The 15,748-nt window shown below is 61.2% G+C and carries 14 protein-coding genes; 4 read left to right on the forward strand and 10 right to left on the reverse strand.

Features of this window, described 5'->3' with window-relative positions:
- Window positions 1-6: 6 nt before the first annotated feature.
- The 3 genes from ABI_RS20415 to ABI_RS20425 all read right to left on the reverse strand — a co-directional run bounded on the left by ABI_RS20415 (window position 7) and on the right by ABI_RS20425 (window position 3,365).
- Window positions 7-2,142 carry a putative bifunctional diguanylate cyclase/phosphodiesterase gene (locus ABI_RS20415; protein WP_040309780.1) on the reverse strand — a complete coding sequence of 712 codons (2,136 nt, stop codon included), beginning with the start codon at window positions 2,140-2,142 and terminating at the stop codon, window positions 7-9.
- Between the two features lie 160 nt (window positions 2,143-2,302).
- Window positions 2,303-2,932, reverse strand: a complete 630-nt coding sequence (locus ABI_RS20420; protein ID WP_006274972.1) for a histidine phosphatase family protein — start codon at window positions 2,930-2,932, stop codon at window positions 2,303-2,305.
- Window position 2,933: 1 nt separating this feature from the next.
- On the reverse strand, window positions 2,934-3,365 hold the full coding sequence (locus tag ABI_RS20425; RefSeq protein ID WP_040309781.1) for an HIT family protein: 432 nt from the start codon (window positions 3,363-3,365) through the stop codon (window positions 2,934-2,936).
- Between the two features lie 131 nt (window positions 3,366-3,496).
- On the opposite strand from ABI_RS20425, the gene crcB reads away from it, so the two are divergent.
- The 4 genes from crcB to ABI_RS20445 all read left to right on the forward strand — a co-directional run bounded on the left by crcB (window position 3,497) and on the right by ABI_RS20445 (window position 6,375).
- Entirely contained in the window at window positions 3,497-3,868 is a 372-nt protein-coding gene (gene crcB / locus ABI_RS20430) for a fluoride efflux transporter CrcB (RefSeq protein ID WP_006274974.1), read from the forward strand.
- Window positions 3,865-4,869, forward strand: a complete 1,005-nt coding sequence (locus tag ABI_RS20435; RefSeq protein ID WP_006274975.1) for an RluA family pseudouridine synthase — start codon at window positions 3,865-3,867, stop codon at window positions 4,867-4,869. The genes crcB and ABI_RS20435 overlap by 4 nt, the downstream gene beginning before the upstream one ends.
- Window positions 4,870-5,012: 143 nt before the next feature.
- Entirely contained in the window at window positions 5,013-5,657 is a 645-nt protein-coding gene (locus ABI_RS20440) for an HAD-IA family hydrolase (protein WP_040309782.1), read from the forward strand.
- Window positions 5,644-6,375, forward strand: a complete 732-nt coding sequence (locus tag ABI_RS20445) for an ATP12 family chaperone protein (protein ID WP_006274977.1) — start codon at window positions 5,644-5,646, stop codon at window positions 6,373-6,375. Before ABI_RS20440 ends, ABI_RS20445 begins: the two co-directional genes overlap by 14 nt.
- On the opposite strand, the gene ABI_RS20450 is transcribed toward ABI_RS20445, so the two are convergent.
- The 7 genes from ABI_RS20450 to ABI_RS20480 all read right to left on the reverse strand — a co-directional run bounded on the left by ABI_RS20450 (window position 6,372) and on the right by ABI_RS20480 (window position 15,616).
- A complete protein-coding gene (locus tag ABI_RS20450) occupies window positions 6,372-6,695 on the reverse strand; it encodes an Mpo1-like protein (RefSeq protein ID WP_006274978.1) in 324 nt (107 codons plus the stop codon). The genes ABI_RS20445 and ABI_RS20450 overlap by 4 nt on opposite strands.
- A gap of 187 nt (window positions 6,696-6,882) precedes the next feature.
- A complete protein-coding gene (locus ABI_RS20455) occupies window positions 6,883-8,547 on the reverse strand; it encodes an alkaline phosphatase family protein (protein ID WP_006274979.1) in 1,665 nt (554 codons plus the stop codon).
- A 38-nt stretch (window positions 8,548-8,585) separates the two neighbouring features.
- Window positions 8,586-9,554 (reverse strand): aspartyl/asparaginyl beta-hydroxylase domain-containing protein, encoded by a 969-nt coding sequence (locus tag ABI_RS20460; protein ID WP_006274980.1) that lies wholly within the window; start codon window positions 9,552-9,554, stop codon window positions 8,586-8,588.
- Window positions 9,555-9,557: 3 nt separating this feature from the next.
- Entirely contained in the window at window positions 9,558-11,474 is a 1,917-nt protein-coding gene (locus ABI_RS20465; protein WP_006274981.1) for a tetratricopeptide repeat-containing sulfotransferase family protein, read from the reverse strand.
- A complete protein-coding gene (locus tag ABI_RS20470) occupies window positions 11,471-12,094 on the reverse strand; it encodes an aspartyl/asparaginyl beta-hydroxylase domain-containing protein (protein WP_006274982.1) in 624 nt (207 codons plus the stop codon). Before ABI_RS20470 ends, ABI_RS20465 begins: the two co-directional genes overlap by 4 nt.
- Window positions 12,091-12,729, reverse strand: coding sequence for a sulfotransferase family 2 domain-containing protein (locus ABI_RS20475; RefSeq protein WP_040309783.1), 639 nt, complete (start codon window positions 12,727-12,729; stop codon window positions 12,091-12,093). The genes ABI_RS20470 and ABI_RS20475 overlap by 4 nt, the downstream gene beginning before the upstream one ends.
- Window positions 12,730-12,802: 73 nt before the next feature.
- The gene (locus ABI_RS20480; protein ID WP_006274984.1) at window positions 12,803-15,616 is read right to left on the reverse strand and encodes a TonB-dependent receptor; all 2,814 of its coding nucleotides are present in this window, start codon (window positions 15,614-15,616) and stop codon (window positions 12,803-12,805) included.
- Window positions 15,617-15,748: the final 132 nt, after the last annotated feature.

Raw genomic sequence — 15,748 nt, forward strand, 5'->3', positions numbered from 1 at the left:
CGACGGTTAAACGTATCGCTTCACCGCTGTGAAATAGGCCTCGATGCCAGGCGCCGGGCGCCCAATCAGATAGCCCTGAGCCTCATGGCAGTTCAAAGCCTCAAGGGCGTGAAGCTGGGCCTCCGTTTCTACCCCTTCAGCCGTGATATGAACCCCCAGTGTCTGCGCCATATCGGTAATGGCGCGGACGATCGACAGCGCATTACGGTCGTGGGGCAGGTCGCGGATGAAGGATTGGTCGATCTTGATCTTGTCGAAGGGAAAGGCGCGCAGATAGCTCAAAGAGGAATAACCGGTGCCGAAATCGTCCATGGCGATGCGCACGCCCAGCCCGCGGATGGCGTTCAGGATAGAGATATTGTGCGTCTCATGGTTCAGGATCACAGTTTCGGTGATTTCCAGCTCCAGCCGTCGCGGCGCCAGGCCCGACTCCTTTAGCGTAGTTTTGACCAACTGGGTCAGCGACTTATAACGAAACTGGACCGGCGAGATGTTGACGGCGATCCGCCAAGGCTGTGGCCAGGCGGCAGCACTGCGGCACGCTGTCCTCAACACCCATTCGCCAATGGGCCCGATCAGTCCGCTTTCCTCGGCAACCGGGATGAAATCGGCAGGCGACACCAGGCCGCGCTTGGGATGCCGCCACCGCAGCAGGGCTTCGAAAGAAACAATTTCGCCGGTTTTAAGATTCAACAGAGGCTGGAAGTGTAGTTCGAACTCGTCGCGCTCGATCGCCTGTTTCAGGTCGTGTTCCAACTCCATGCGAAGCAGAAGTTTTTCGTCCATCTCGGCACTGTAGAAGCACCAGTTGTTTCGCCCCTCCGACTTGACCCGATACAGGGCCATATCAGCGCGCGACATCAGGTTGTGCATGTCCTGAGCGTCGTCGGGTGACAGGGCAATACCGATGCTGACCCCGACCTCTACCTGGGCGTTCGTAAGGGTGAAGGGGACCTGCATCGCTTCAACGACGCGACTGGCTAGCCCCTGGGCATCTCCGGCGCGCTCGATCTCCTGAATAATGGCAAATTCGTCGCCGCCCATGCGTGCGACGACGTCACCCCTGCGCACGCATTTTCGCAATCGCCGGCCAACCTCGATGAGCAGTTCGTCTCCGGCCAGGTGCCCGTAGGAGTCGTTGATGGCCTTGAATCGGTCGAGATCGAGACAATGCAGCGCCGTCTGCCCGTGACGCCGCCGGGCGGCGCGCGCCAGAGCCTTCTCCATGTCCTGGGTGAACAAGGTACGGTTGGCGAGGCCGGTCAGCGGATCATAGTGGGCGAGCCGCGCGATCTGGGCTTCCGCCTGCTTTTGTTCGGTCAGGTCCATCCCAAGTGTCAGTATGCTGTCGGCCTCACCGTTGGGCTTGCGCAGCACCGTCTTCTTCAACTGAATGATGCGTTCCTGACCGCGTCCATCGACGATGCGCTCTTCCTCAAGCAGCACGGGGCCGTCGCTTTGCAAAGCCTGCCGGTCATAGGAATCGTACAGCGCCGCACGCTCCGGAGCGAACAGGTCGTGACTCGTCTTGCCGATGGTGTTTTGCGCCGTTACACCCAAAAGGGATTCGCCCGCATGGTTAAGCAGAACGACACTTTGATCCCGGGCTTGCTTGACCAGGACCATAGCCGGGATGTTCTGAATGACCATGTTGAGAAAGCCCTGGTGGCGCTGCGCCTCGGCGCCCAGGGCGATCAGGTCTTCAGTCATCTCCTGCTGGATGTGAAAGGCGCGCTGCAGATCGGCGCTGATCGCCTTCAACACAGCCAGAGACGTCCCGACGCCGTAATAACGATTGTTGTTGGTAACGATAAAGCCGCGCATCAGTTCGGACGGGCGGTCCTGCAACATGGCGCCGGTGAAATCATGCAGGGGCGTTTCGGCCTCGACCATAAGCGGTTCCCGGTCCATCAGAGCGGAAATCGCCTTGCGGGCATAAAGCGCCCGGCCAAACTCTGCGGCCATCTTCAGGTTAAAGGTATGGCGTTCGACCAGGCCCAGAACCTGGCCCATGTCGTCCGCCACAGCCAGAACCATCAGGTCCGGTGTGTCGCGGAATAGTTCATAGACGCAGGACGCTGTCATGCCGGGAGGTATAGGAGCGATCGGATCGGCTATGTCCGATATCTGCAGGGTCTGCATACTGTAGGACCTTACCATAGATGGCCGTAACCTCACTCGAACGCTGAACTGCCTTGCAGTGCACCATAATTTCGGGAGGTAAAATGAGGCTTAACGCTCGAATAAGAATCTGGTTATATTTCAATGCCTTGGCAGATATATTATCTGTACGCGGACGGTTTCATATCCGCCCCATTGTCGTCTGGGCATTATAAATTTGCGCGATCGGCGCGTTGTCGGGATCCAGCGGCACCATCCGCCACAGGTCACCATCCGGTTCGAAACGCACGGGAGACGCATTGGGGCTGCTGAACATCTCGTTGAGGAACTTGCGCGTCACGGCCCGGAAGGGGATGCCGTGGAAGACATACAGACAGGTCTCGCCGCTGCCCCGATGATCGTTCACACACGAAAACACTCGGTCAATCACCTCGCCCAGCGGCTCGGCATTGTGCGGATAGTGCTTGCCGTCTAGATCGGCCAGCGGGTTCATATGGTCACGCATCTCGTCACGGTGCTGATGGACCTCGTCGATGGTCATGCCTTCAAACAGGCCGAAATTGCGTTCGATGAGGCGGGCATCGACGAACGGTTCCAGGCCCAGCCGCTCGCCAACGATATGCGCAGTCTCCAGCGCCCGCGACAACGGGCTGGCCACAATCCTGGTAATCCCCTGGTCCACCAGCACGCCGGCGGCCACGCGCGCCTGGTCACGGCCGCGATCGTTCAGCGGAATATCGGTCGAACCCTGAAGACGCAGGTTCAGGTTCCAGTCGGTCTGGCCATGACGGAGGACGTAGAAGGCGGACACGTTACAACTTCGCCTTGATCTTGTCCGCCGCGGCGCGCAGGTCGCCAGGATCGGCCATGTGGCCGGCCGCGTGAGACCGGACATGATGGCCATTATAGACCGGAATGATGTGGAAATGCAGGTGGAAGACCGTCTGGCCGGCCGATTCGCCGTTGAACTGGGCGATACGAATACCGTCCGGGTTCAGCGCGTTGCGTACAGCGGCAGCGATACGCTGGGTATGGTGGATCAGGTTCTGCAGATCGTCGGAGGACACGTCGAACAGATTGCACGCCTGCGCCTTCGGGATGACCAGGGTGTGGCCATCGGCCTGGGGGAAGGCGTCCATCAAGCTCAACACCCGGTCATCTTCATAGACCTTCACCGACGGAATGGCGCCGCTCAGGATCTTGGCGAAGATGTTGTCCGGCGCATAGGTGCAGTTCAGGGTCATGATCTCGAGTCCGCTTTGTTTCTTCAAGACTACAGCCTCATGCCAAAAAGTGGCTACCACTTTTTGGATAAACATGAGGCGTCTGGTCTAAAATACTATCAACCGCGCGCCAAGAGGGGTATGACGCGCCCATGATCAATGTTTTACTTGTCATGCTGGGTGGCGCCCTGGGATCCCTGGCCCGCTATGGCCTCGGTCGCTCGCTAAACAGCGCCTGGCCAATGGGGACCTTCGTCGCCAATGTCGCCGGCGGTCTGCTGATGGGCGTCCTGATGGCCTTGCTGATCGGTCCGCTGAAAGGCGAGGCCGAGCGCCTGCGCCTGCTGCTGGGCGTTGGCGTCCTGGGCGGTTTCACCACCTTCTCGTCGTTTTCCCTGGAAACGGTGCAGATGCTGGAACGCCGCGACTACGTCCAGGCCGCCGCCTATGCCGGCTTTTCGGTGGTGCTGTCGGTGGCCGCGGTCGCGATAGGTATGATGATTGTACGCAAGGTAACCGCATGAGTAATGAAGTCAAAACCCTGTACGTCGCCGAAGGCGAAGACGGTATCCGCGTCGACCGCTTTTTCAAGCGCCGCTGGCCGCACGTCAACCACGTCCAACTGAACAAGCTGCTGCGCTCGGGCCAGGTCCGGGTCGACGGCGGGCGGGTCAAGGCCGACACCCGCCTGGCCACCGGCCAGACCGTCCGTGTCCCGCCCTTGCCGGCCGTGCCGGATCAGGACCAGCAGAAGCGCGAACGCGCCGAACTGTCGCCGCAGGAAATCCGCTACGCCCGGTCGCTCGTCCTGTACGAGGACGAAGACGTCATTGCCATCAACAAGCCCTCGGGCCTGGCCGTTCAGGGCGGGACCAAGACCAAGAACCACGTCGACCGCCTGCTGTCGGCCTGGGGTGAGGGGCTGGAACGGCCGCGCCTGGTCCACCGCCTCGACCGCGACACCTCCGGCGTCCTGCTGTTGGGCAAGAGCCCGTCGGCCGCGGCTCGCCTGGCCGGCGCTTTCGCCAAGCGCCGCGCCAACAAGACCTACTGGGCCCTGGTCGTCGGCAACCCTAAGCCAGAAGAAGGCTATATCGATACGCCTCTCATCAAGAAGGGCTTCCACGACCGCGAGATCGTCCAGCCGGCTGACCCCAAGGAGCCCGGCGCCGAACCGGCCGAGACCGAATACGTCACCATCGGCCGCGCCGGCCCGCGAGTTGCCTGGATGGGCCTGCGCCCGCACACCGGCCGTACTCACCAGCTCCGCGCCCATATGCAGGCCATCGGCCACAGCATTCTGGGCGATCCAAAATACGGCAATGACGAAAGCCGCAGCCTGTCGGAAGGCTTAGGGCTGCAACTGCACCATCGCCGCATCGAGCTGCCGCACCCGACCCAGGGAACGCTGATCGTCGAAGCGCCGCTGGACCCGGTCATCAAGGCCGGCTTCGACCGCTTCGGCTTCGAACCCCACGACGCCGAACCCGACCCGTTTGTGAAAGTCAAAAAGAGGAAGAGATGACTCCAAAGCCTCTTGGCTTTGGCAAGGGCGACTGCCCGCCCGAGCCTTTGCGAGGAGCCCCACCCAATCTGCAAGCAGATTGGGATTCCACTCGCAAGAAGGGCGAATCTCAAATTCGCCCTGGGGCACCTGAGCGCATAAAAATGGCTGTTTTTGATGTGGACGGCACTTTGGTCGACAGCCGGTCGAGCATTTTCCGCGCCGCCACCGAAGCTGCCGAAGCGACCGGCCTGACGCCACCCAGCTATGACCAGGTGCGGTCTATTGTTGGCATCTCGCTGTTCGAAGCCATTGTGCAAATGTTACCGGATCACGACGAAACGACGCACCGCGCCTATCAGTCGGCGTTTCAGGGCAGTTTTCTTCGGATACACGAGACTTCTGGATTTCACGAAACGTTGTATAGCGGTGCCGACGACCTCCTGCGCCGCCTCAAGAGCGACGGCTGGTTCCTCGGTATGGCGACCGGCCAATCGCGCCGCGGCGTCAACCGCTGCTTGAATTCCTATGACTGGCACGACCTGTTCGATGCCACCTTTTGCGCCGATGACGGCCCGTCCAAGCCCCATCCCCACATGCTGCAGGCCAATCTCAAGGCCCTCGGCTTGGATCCGCACCAAGCGGTGATGATCGGTGATACCGGCCATGACATGCGCATGGCGCGTGAGGCGAGGGTCCACGCCATCGGCGTCTCCTGGGGCTTCCACACGGTTGAAGAACTGGATCAGGCTGACCATATCGTCCATGATTTCAAAGAATTAGAGACTGCCCTGTATGCCTTCCGATAAACCCGCCAAGCGCGCTGACCAACTGGGCCACCGCCCCAAACGCTTCTGGAAAGAGGTCACCGTCACCGAGGGTCTCGGCATTGCCCTGGACGGCCGCCCGGTGAAAACCCCGTCGGGCGCCCATCTGGTCCTGCCGGTCCACACCCTGGCGCACCCGGTGGCGGCCGAGTGGGCAGCCGTGGGCGAACACGTCGACTACGACGCCATGCCTTTGACTCGTTTGGGTTTTGCCGCCATCGACCGCATGCCGGACATCCAGGACGAGATCGTCAGCGAGGTCCTGCGCTACGCCGAAACCGACCTGATCTGTTATCCTTCCGAATATCCGGAATCTTTGATCGCTCAGGAAGCCGAGCTCTGGGACCCCGTCCTGCATTGGGCGCGACAGGATCTGGGCCTGGAATTTCACCAGAACCTGACCCTGATCCATCGCCCCCAGCCGGCCCAGACTCTTGAGCGTTTACAAGCCTTTGTGCGCGGCATGACCCCCTACGAACAGGCCGGCCTGATGAGCGCGACGCCATTGCTGGGGTCGGTTGTTTTGGCGATGGCCCTGTGGCACGGTCACCTGACCGGCGAAGCAGCGTTTGTAGCCTCAACTGTCGGCGAAACCTTCCAGGCGGGGATATGGGGAAACGACACCGAGGCCGATCAACGCCGCAATGGCATGAAGGCGCAGGCGGTCAGCCTGGAAATCTGGTTCAGCGGTCTGCGTTAAAGTCCGGCCCGTGCCCGGCGCTTAGCCAACTGCCCGGTCAGCCACAGGAAGAACATGTGGTAGTCGCCCACGAACGACCATAGCGGATAGGTGAACGTCGCCGGCCTGTTGTGCTCGACAAAGAAGTGCCCGACCCAGGCAAGCCCGTATCCGGCGACCAATCCCGCCAGAATCCACACCGGATTACCTGTCCAGACCACGGCCGCCAAAGCCGCAATCCCGCACGTCGAGCCCATATAGTGCAAGGCGCGGGTCAGCGGGACGCTGTGCTCGCTCAGGTAAAAATCGAAGAAGGCGGAATAGGTGGTGTATTGGGCCATTCCCCACCCTACCACGTTACGGCGTTTTTTGAACAGCGAGGCCTCGTCCCCTTGTGCTGTCATCCGGCCGACCGTGCAGGATCTTCAAGGGGAGGTGGACCTGAGAGATGGTTTAAAAAGGTGATCGCACCGCGAAAGCTATAACAAGATTTCGCGGTGCTTTTTCGTAATTTGACCGGAAGACGGGCTATGGCTGCGTCAGCAGGTTAGGATCGATGAATTGGCGCGGAATGCCCGGTCCCTGAAACCAGGCGCCCAGCCAGGACCCACCGCCGCCATTGAAATACTCGACCCGAATGACGTGCTGCCCGGGCTGGAGTTCGACACTGCCGGTCGCCGTGATGACGCCGTGGTCGCCGTCATTGTCGACGACCGTCGCGCCGTTGATATACAGTTTGCTGCCGTCGTCTGACGCCAGGAAGAAGTCATAGGCGCCGGCGGTGTCGATGCGGATCTTGCCTTCGAAGACAACCGCGACAGCATCGGCGCGCGGCAGGTTCAGACCGTCGATGGTGAATTCGTAAGAGGTCCCTGATGCGACGGGCTCGATTCGCGAGAAGTCGGGTAGGCGGACCGGGGATTCGGGCAGCAGATAGACCTTGTGCGTCAGGCCTTGTGGTTTGGCGGCGTCCAGCTCGAGGATGCGAAAATAGCCGGTGGCCGGAACGCTGGCGGGCTGACCGTCGACGAAGAGGGTGGCGCGTACGATGGTGCTTTTGCGAATCTCGACGGGGCCGGTATAGAGCGGAGAATCGTGTGTCGGAACGGAGTTGTCGAGCGTGTAGCGCAGGTCTCCGACGCTGTTGGGATTGCGGAGCGTCATCTGCGCTGACCGGTTGATAAACAGGCCGCCGGAGGGCGTATTGCCATCGTTTGTCGGCTCGATCACCGGCGAGGCGTAGAAGCTGCTGATGCGATAGGCCTGTCTGGGCATCGGCTCGCCTTTAAGGACAGGCCGGACGGGGCGGCCCAACCACGCATAGGGAATGTCGACGCCCAAAAGCCAGGCTGCCGTCGCCGGCGTGTCGAAAGTATTGATCGGCAGGTCCAGTTCGACGCCCGGCGTGACGTCGTGGCCATAAGCGATCCACGGAATCTCCAGTTCGGCCAGGGTTTCGCCACCATGGCCCTTCCCGACACCGCCATGGTCGGAGGTGACGATGATGGCGGTGTCGTCGGCGATGCCGGCGTCGGAGACCGCCTGACGGATCAGTCCGATCAGACGGTCGGCCTTGGTGACGGAGGCGTAGTAGTCGGGGGTGCCGTGGCCGTATTCATGCCCGGCGTGATCGACATGATCGAGATGGACGAACAGGAATTGCGGGCGTTTGGCCTTGATATAGTCGACGGCCAGGGCGGTCGTGGCGTCTTCGCTGGCACCATTGACGTTGTAGTCGACAAAGCGGTGATCATAGAGGTTGCCAAAACCACTCCAGTGATAGATCGCGCCGACCTCCCAGTCCGGGTGTTGGTCGGTAATCACTTGAAAGATCGAAGGAAAAAAGGCGCCGGAGCCGGTGACTGAGGTCGGAAAGCCAAACTCCCCGACGCGCCAGTCGTTGCTGGTCACGCCATGCTGCTCTGGTCCGGCGCCACCGATCATGGAGGCCCAGTTGGCGCTGCTGGTAGTGGGCAAAACCCCACGGGCATGCAGGCTCCAGCTACCGTTTTTCATCATGTCGTGCAGTACGGGCGTGTCCGCCTTCAGGATGCCGTCTGGGCTCAGTCCGTCGATGCCAATGATAACGACGTGGCTGGGTTTGGCGGAGGTTGCGGCATCGGCCAGGGCCGCGCCCGGCAGGCAGGTCAGGAGAGCGAACAGCAGCGAAAATCTGCGGATCGGGTTTGTCATGGGTGGCTCCAGAGGTTGGGATCGGGGGGAGACGGAGATTATGTTTGTCGGCCAGGGGATGGCTGTGGGCTGTCGGTAACGAGGTGCTGAAGGACGCGCTTTTCGAGCACCAGCATGGCGTTGACCTGGTTGGTACGCATCACCAGTCCGGCGGCGAGCGGGGTGGCGGCGGCGCGAACGGCATCTGCCAGGCGCTGAAACTCCGGCCGGCCCTGGCCGCCGATGCCATGCAGGGCGCACAGTTGCCGCCAGTCCTGGACGAACGCTTCCATGAGTTGGTTGAAACGCGTCAGGCGGCCGCGGCCATCAGCGTTGTCGCTGACCAGTACGAGCTCCGATCGCAAGTCCTCGACCAGGAACTGGACCTCGGCGGCGGGCATGACGGGTGAGGGCCGATGGGTCTCGGTCAAAAGCCGCGGGCGGGACTCGGGCGCCCACGCCAAGGTCCGCCACTCTTCACGCGGGGGCGGGGCGTCGCAGGCAAATCTCCAGAATGCTGCCGTTCCGGAGGTATCGGCAACGAGGTGGATACGCTCGACCTCCGAATTGTTTTCGACATGATGGCGGCGCCAGTTGTCGAAGATCCAGGCTTCACCGGCGGCCATATGGACCGACTGGCCGTCGCAGTGAAAGCGAACGGCCGGCTGCGTGGTGATCGGAATGTGGAGGCGGACACGTGTATGCCAGTGATAGTTGATGTCGGCGTGCTCGGGTACCCCGGCGCCGGCGCCAAGACGCATCAGCCGCGATCGGCCCCACACAACGCCAAACCCGGCGAGAACCTGACGGACATAGGGCAAGGCCTCAAGCCAGGCCGTCGCCAGCATCTGGCCATGAACGGCGTCCGTCTCCTGGCCCTGCACACTGATGAGCCGTGCGGCGCTGTTGCCCGGCACCTGATCGGGATGCGGCACCCAGGCCTGAGGCGGCAGGGCGGCAATCTCGGCCTGGAGGCGCGGCACATCAAACAGGATGGGAAGTTGAAAAAAAGGCTTGGCCAGGCGCATGGGTCACACTCTGTAGCGGGTGAGAGCGTCGCCCAGAGTGTCGTGTAATGGCGACATCCAGGGGGCGTAGTTTTGCCATTGTACCGTCCCCTGCGGATCGATGGGCCGGCGCACCTGCTCGGAGCTGGGTGTGCGGACGCTGCGTTGGGTCGCGTGATAGGCCAGGCAGCCGGCTTCGTAGGGAAGGCCGCAATGGGCCAGCAAACGCCGGACCTGGCGATCGAGATCCGCTACCAGGTCCTCGTACTGAATGTGCATGACCCGGCCCGGCAGTACGCGATCCCAATGGGCCATCACATCGAGATAGGTGCGGTAATGCCGGCCGATGTCCACCAGATCGTAGCTGAACATCTGGTTCGATCCACCGAACAACTGCTTGAAATTGCTGAAGCCGCTGGCCATCGGCTCGCGCCGCACGTCGACGATGATGGCGTTGGGCATAAGGAGATGGATCAGGCCGATATGCCAGAAATTGTTCGGCATCTTGTCGACAAACATGGCTCGGCCCTCACGGCGATAGGTGTGGGTGTCATCGAGGTAGCGCTGGGCCAGGCGCTGCGCGGCCTCGGGTGTCATCCGCCGTGCGGCGGCCAGGTCGACAGGCAGGTGGCAGGCGGGGTCGCGGCCAAAGAGCTCAGCGGCGTAACGCTCAATCTCGGTGAGTTCCTGGGTGCCTTCGACGGAGGAGTGCGAGGCCAGAATCTGTTCGATAAGCGTCGATCCGGACCGCGGCAGGCCGACAACGAAGATGGGTACGGGCGAGGGGGCCGCCAGACCCCAGCCCTGGCGCCGTGCGAAAAAATCCACAGTAAAGCTTTGCTGCAATCGCGTGGCGCAGGCTTCAGCGACCTCAGGGCTGTAGGTGCTGGTGCGTTTGCGCAGCGCATTGCCCTGAGCGTAACTGTGCCAGGACAACTCATAAGCCCGACGGTCTTCGAGCGCCTTGCCCAGGGCAAAGCTGAGATAGATCCGGTCCATATCCTGAAGGTCGTGTTTTTGCAGGGCGGCGCGCATCCGCATGATGTCTGCGTCGCTGAAACGATAGGTTTTGAGGTTGGCCAGGCCGAACCAGGCCACGCCATAGTCCAGCTTCGCCGCCAGGGCGGCGTGATAGTCGGCAAGGGCCTCATCATACCGGCCGGTGATCTTCAGCGCATGCGCCCGCCAGTAGCGCAGGTCGGCGATTTCGGCCGCCGGCAGTGCCGGTCCGCCAGGGCTCAGCAACCGATCGTACAGAGCGATCACCGGTTCATAATCGCCGAGCGCCACGCAGGCAGCGGCATATTGTTTGAGATAGTCACGGTGGTCCGGGTTGTGGGCCAGCAGGTGCTCCGCCTGTTGCCGCGCCGGCAGGGGCTTTTGGCTTTGCAACAGGACCAGGGCGTAGTCGAGACGCGCCGCGTGATAATCGGGGGCGCGGGCCAGCACCTCCTCGAGCAGGGCTTCAGCTTCATCCAGCCGGCCGTCATCGTTCAGGATACGGGCCAGCATCCGCGCCGCGCCGATATTGTCCGCGTCACAGTCCAGGTAGTCCCGAATGACGTCTTCAGCCTCTTTCAGGTCGCCGTCGGCGTACAGACTGTTGGCAACCACCACCTGGGGCGGCAGGCTACGCAACTGGGCCAGGGTTTGAGCGGCCGCTGCCGCCTGGGCGGGGACGCCTGTCAGCCGGTAGAGCTGTTCCAGCATGTCCCAACTTGCGGGTAGAGTCGGATTGAGACGCACCGCCTCCTGCAACGCAGCAATGGCCGAGGCAGTGTCGCCTAGACCCACGTGACAGTGGCCTTGCTCCTGATAAAGGCGGCTGAACCGCGGATAAAGCGTCTGCAGGTGGGCGAGCCTTGCGAGGGCGTCGTCGTTACGGCCTTGCTGGCGCGCCATTTGGGCCGCCTTGAGCTGGGCGTCGCGATCGGCCGTCATCCTACTGTGTCCCCTGCTGGCTTGGCCAACCAGTCAGGCTCAGCTTGCTCGGTGTCATAGTATTCGAAGATCAGATGGACCCGGTCGGTATCCCCGTCGTTGCGCACCCAATGCGGACCCAGATTGTCGACCTCGACCGCCTGTCCGGGCGGAAAATAGTGCGGAGCGCCGCCAAAGAAGGACACCACCTTGGGGTTGGTCAGGATTGGAACATGAATCTTGTGCGGCCATTTGGCGGCCAGGTTGGCGTCGATGTGTGGGTGAATGATGCCACCCGGCGGCATGGCGGCCAACATGACCCTGGGGAAGGCGGCCTGCCGGTAGCCATAGCTCGCTACTGCCTGAGCCAGTACCGGTTCCACCAGGTCGCGCCACTGCGGCCAGGCGCTGCGATCGTGCGACCGGCGCCAGTCCAGGACGCTGTCGACAAAGCGAAAAACCATATGGCGGGTTTCCCCCAGGGCCTCGAACCGGTTCGGTTTGCCGGCATTCTCCTCGCGCCAGACCGCCTGCGGGATCGCCATGACAGCGTCGCGGAGAGGGGCGATATCGACCGGACCGAGATGGCGAACGCCTCTAGTCTTGCGGAGATTGGCGGAGGGCAGAGGGTCAGTCGTCATCTCGCGTCCTCGAAACTATAGCCGAACAGGTCGAGATCCTGAGCATAGCGCGCCGCAACCCCCGCAATCAGGGCGTCGTCATAATAGTGGCGATAATCGCCATGGCGGCTGCCATTAACGTGGCCGAGCGGCTGTGATGGGAAGCCAAGACGGGCGCAGATGCGGTCATACGAGCCCTGCATGTCTTCGACTCGGCCGACCATATCCGTCAGGAGGGTATTCCCGTCGTCATCGACCAGCAGTGAGGCCTGGGGCTTGAACAGGATATGGTCTTGCGGTGGCGCGACAAACAGGAAGTGGTGCATGACCTCGCGGGGGGCGCGCTGAAAGGCATCGCTGTCGCGCAACATGAAGGCGCAGTAGGAAACGAAACGCGCGAACGGATTGCGCACGAAGGCAAACTTGAAATAGGCGGCAAAGGCGTCGTCGCCGAGATAAGGTCGCACCTGCCGCAACGACAGATGGCCGTGCTGGATGGCGGCCAGATCATGCCAAGGGAAGCGTTTGTTGACGAACAGCCCCACCTGTTCGACGTCGTCGTCACCCAGATGTTCGCGCAGCGCCTGGCGCACGGAATGGGTGCCGGTCTTGGGAACCGCCGCAAAAATGAAACGATGATGATGGGAAATGATCACAGGGCTCAACACTTGCAAAGACAGCGCCCCACCTCCGGGAAGGTGGAGCGCGTCTTCATCACACAGTTTTACGTCAGAATTTGTAGGCCAGGCCGAACATGTAGGTCGTCCCGCTTTGGTTCTGATTGTAGAGATACTCGTTCTGTCCCCAGAACTGCGTATCCTTCTGGTTGGTCAGGTTGATCGCATTCAGCGACAGTTGAAGCTTGGCGTTGATGTTGTAGAACGCCGCGGCGTCGACATAGGTCGATTCCTGGAAGCCACGCGTGCTGGCACTCATAACCGAACTGCTGCGGCCCGAGTACCACTTGCTGCGGTGGCTGAGCGAAGCGCGCGCGCCCCAGACCTCGGTCTCATAGTAGACGGTGGCGTTGTAGCTGGTTTTGGAGATGCCCGTGATCTCGATCGGGGCATCGACAGACGTGTAGTTGGCGACCACGCCCAGGTTATCGAAGGGGGCCGGAAGGAAGGACAACTGACCCTGTGCCACCAGTTCGAAGCCGGTGAGCGTCTTCGTGCCGGAAATATTGACTGGCATCGAGAACTCATCGACGATCGTGTTCTCATTGGCGCCCGGGATGGTGCCGGAAGGCACGCCCGTCTCGCTGAACGGGATGTTTTCGAGGTTCTGAGAATCGATGAAGTTGGTAATCTTCTTCTGGAACACGCCGGCCGAGACCAGCCCTGTCTTGCCGAAATAATATTCTACCGACAGGTCGAGCGTATCGTCCTTGTAGGGCTTGAGGTCCGGGTTGCCGCGCGAGGCCGAGATTTCGCAGTTGTTTACGGCGTCTGGCTTGCTGAAATCGCAGTCTTCGTTGGACTGAAAAGCGCTGCCCTTGGCGGCCATGGAGCCGAGACCCGGACGGTTCAGGTTCTGGGTGGCGGAAAAACGCACCAGAACGTCCGGAGTCATCTCCAGCACCGTGTTAAGGGCTGGAAGCACGCCGGAATAGCTGCCTTCAACGTCGGCCGTGCCAAGATAGGCATAGCTGTCGCCCTGAATCCAGCCAACGCTGCGGGTGTCGGTCTGGTAACCGCGCAGACCAATATTGCCGCGGAAACGCTTGCCGAACAGTTCGCTGTCCCAGTCGGCCTGAACAAATTCCGAGATCGTTGATTCCGTCGTGTCGTAGACGTTCTCGATGTCCTGGAGTGCGCCGCCCGTCCCGTCTCTGTTCGGGCCGAAACGGTGGTATTCGTTATACTTGGCAAAGGCCTTGCCATAGTCGCCGATCAGCCAGGAGCCGAATTCGTTGGTATAGACCGAGGTGATGTCAGCGACCGACGTGCCGCGCGTCTTGGTGCGGGTTCCGTTGACGTTGTCGTCATAGAACTTGTCGATTCCGCCTTGCGAGAAGCGGTGATAGGCAGCACCCGCCCGCAGGGTCCACACGTCCGAAAGTGCATAGCTAGCGTTGAACTCAGCTTCGCGCAGTTCGGACTGGTTGTTGAAACCGCGGTAGTAGAAAGAGTCCATGACGTAATTGTCGGGGTCGGTCGTATCCCAGTTCGGATACTGGAAAGAGGCCGAGCGGCCGTCGCTGCCATAGTCGGCGATCAGGTTGCCCCTGGCGCGCATATACAGCTTGTCGTCATAGGGCGTCTCATAGGTCGACTTCTCATAGCCGATATGGCCTTCGAGGGTGAGGCGATCGGACAGGTTCCACTTGCCGGTCAAGGCAATCTGATCGAAGCGGTTTTCGTTCAGCGAGCGGCGGTGTTCGCTGCCAAACGTCGTGCCTGTGACATCGGTCATGGTAACGTAGTTGCTGCTGTCCCAGGTTAGATTGTTGATCACCGACGCGGTCTGGAAGGCCGTTGGCCAAACAGTGCTGGCGGCCGTGTCGAAGGCCACCGAACCGGACGAGGCCAGCGGCCGTGTCGCGAGGTGCACTTCGCTGCGCTCTGTGGTGTATTCGCCATGCAAAACGTCCAGGGTGAGCAGCATGTTCTCGACCGGACGCCACTGTACTGCAGCGGTCAGGCCCAGGCGCTCCTGGTCTGAGTTCCAGGACGAGATGCGGTTGCCGTCGGCGAAATACAGGTCGCCGGACAGGAACTTAGCCTGCTGAGCCGTGGTCAGTTTGGAGATGTTCAGGCCCTTGGCGACCAGTTCCGCCATCTTGCCGGCGCTGGGCTGCTCGTAATTATAGGTGTTGTGGCCCTGCTCGGTGGTCTCGCGCGTGCTGTAGGCGGCCGACACAGCAATACCGAAGCGGTTGTCCCAGTTATAGCTGTACAGGGCGGCGATGCGCGGCTGGACATCTTGGGTATATTCGTTGGTGCCGATCTTGACCGACAGCGCACCCTTGCTGCCCGGCTTATAGTCAAAGGGCTTGCCGGTATAGAGGCCCACCGTTCCACCCATGCCGCCCTCTTTTTGTGCGGCTTCAAAGGTCTTTTCTACCTCTACCCGTGAAAACAACTCCGACGCGAAAATGTTGAAGTCGAAGGCGCGGTCGCGCGAACGCTGGCCACGGCTGTCCTGGGCCGAGTCGACATTGCCCAGTACTTCCATGCCGTTGAGTTGAACGCGGGCAAAATCGGGCCCCAGGCCGCGCAGGGAGATGCGACGGCCTTCGCCGGCTTCACGTGTGATCTGCACGCCGGGCAGGCGTTGAAGCGATTCTGCGAGGTTGAGTTCAGGGAACTTGGCCATGTCTTCGGCGACGATGGCATCGATTTGAATATTCGAGCTGCGCTTCAGTCGGCGAGCATCGCTCAGCGATTTACGAAAACCGGTGATGACGACCTCGACCGGCGCGGTCTCTGCGGCCGACGACGCGGTTTGCGATGATGTCGTGGTGTCTGTTTGCGCGAAAGAAGGCGCAGCGATCAGGAGGAGGGCGCCGGCAGCTGCGCCCGTCATGAGCATGTTCTTCATCAGATCTCTCCAGGGATGACAAGGGGGCGGGACGATCGCGATGCACGGGACATGCTACGCAGACGACCTCAGGCGGAGCGATAGCGCTGCTTTGTGACAATTGTGTTCTTTGTGGGCAAAAATGTGAGCTTT

This window comes from Asticcacaulis biprosthecium C19 (assembly GCF_000204015.1).
In the GTDB taxonomy this organism is placed as follows: Bacteria; Pseudomonadota; Alphaproteobacteria; order Caulobacterales; family Caulobacteraceae; genus Asticcacaulis; species Asticcacaulis biprosthecius.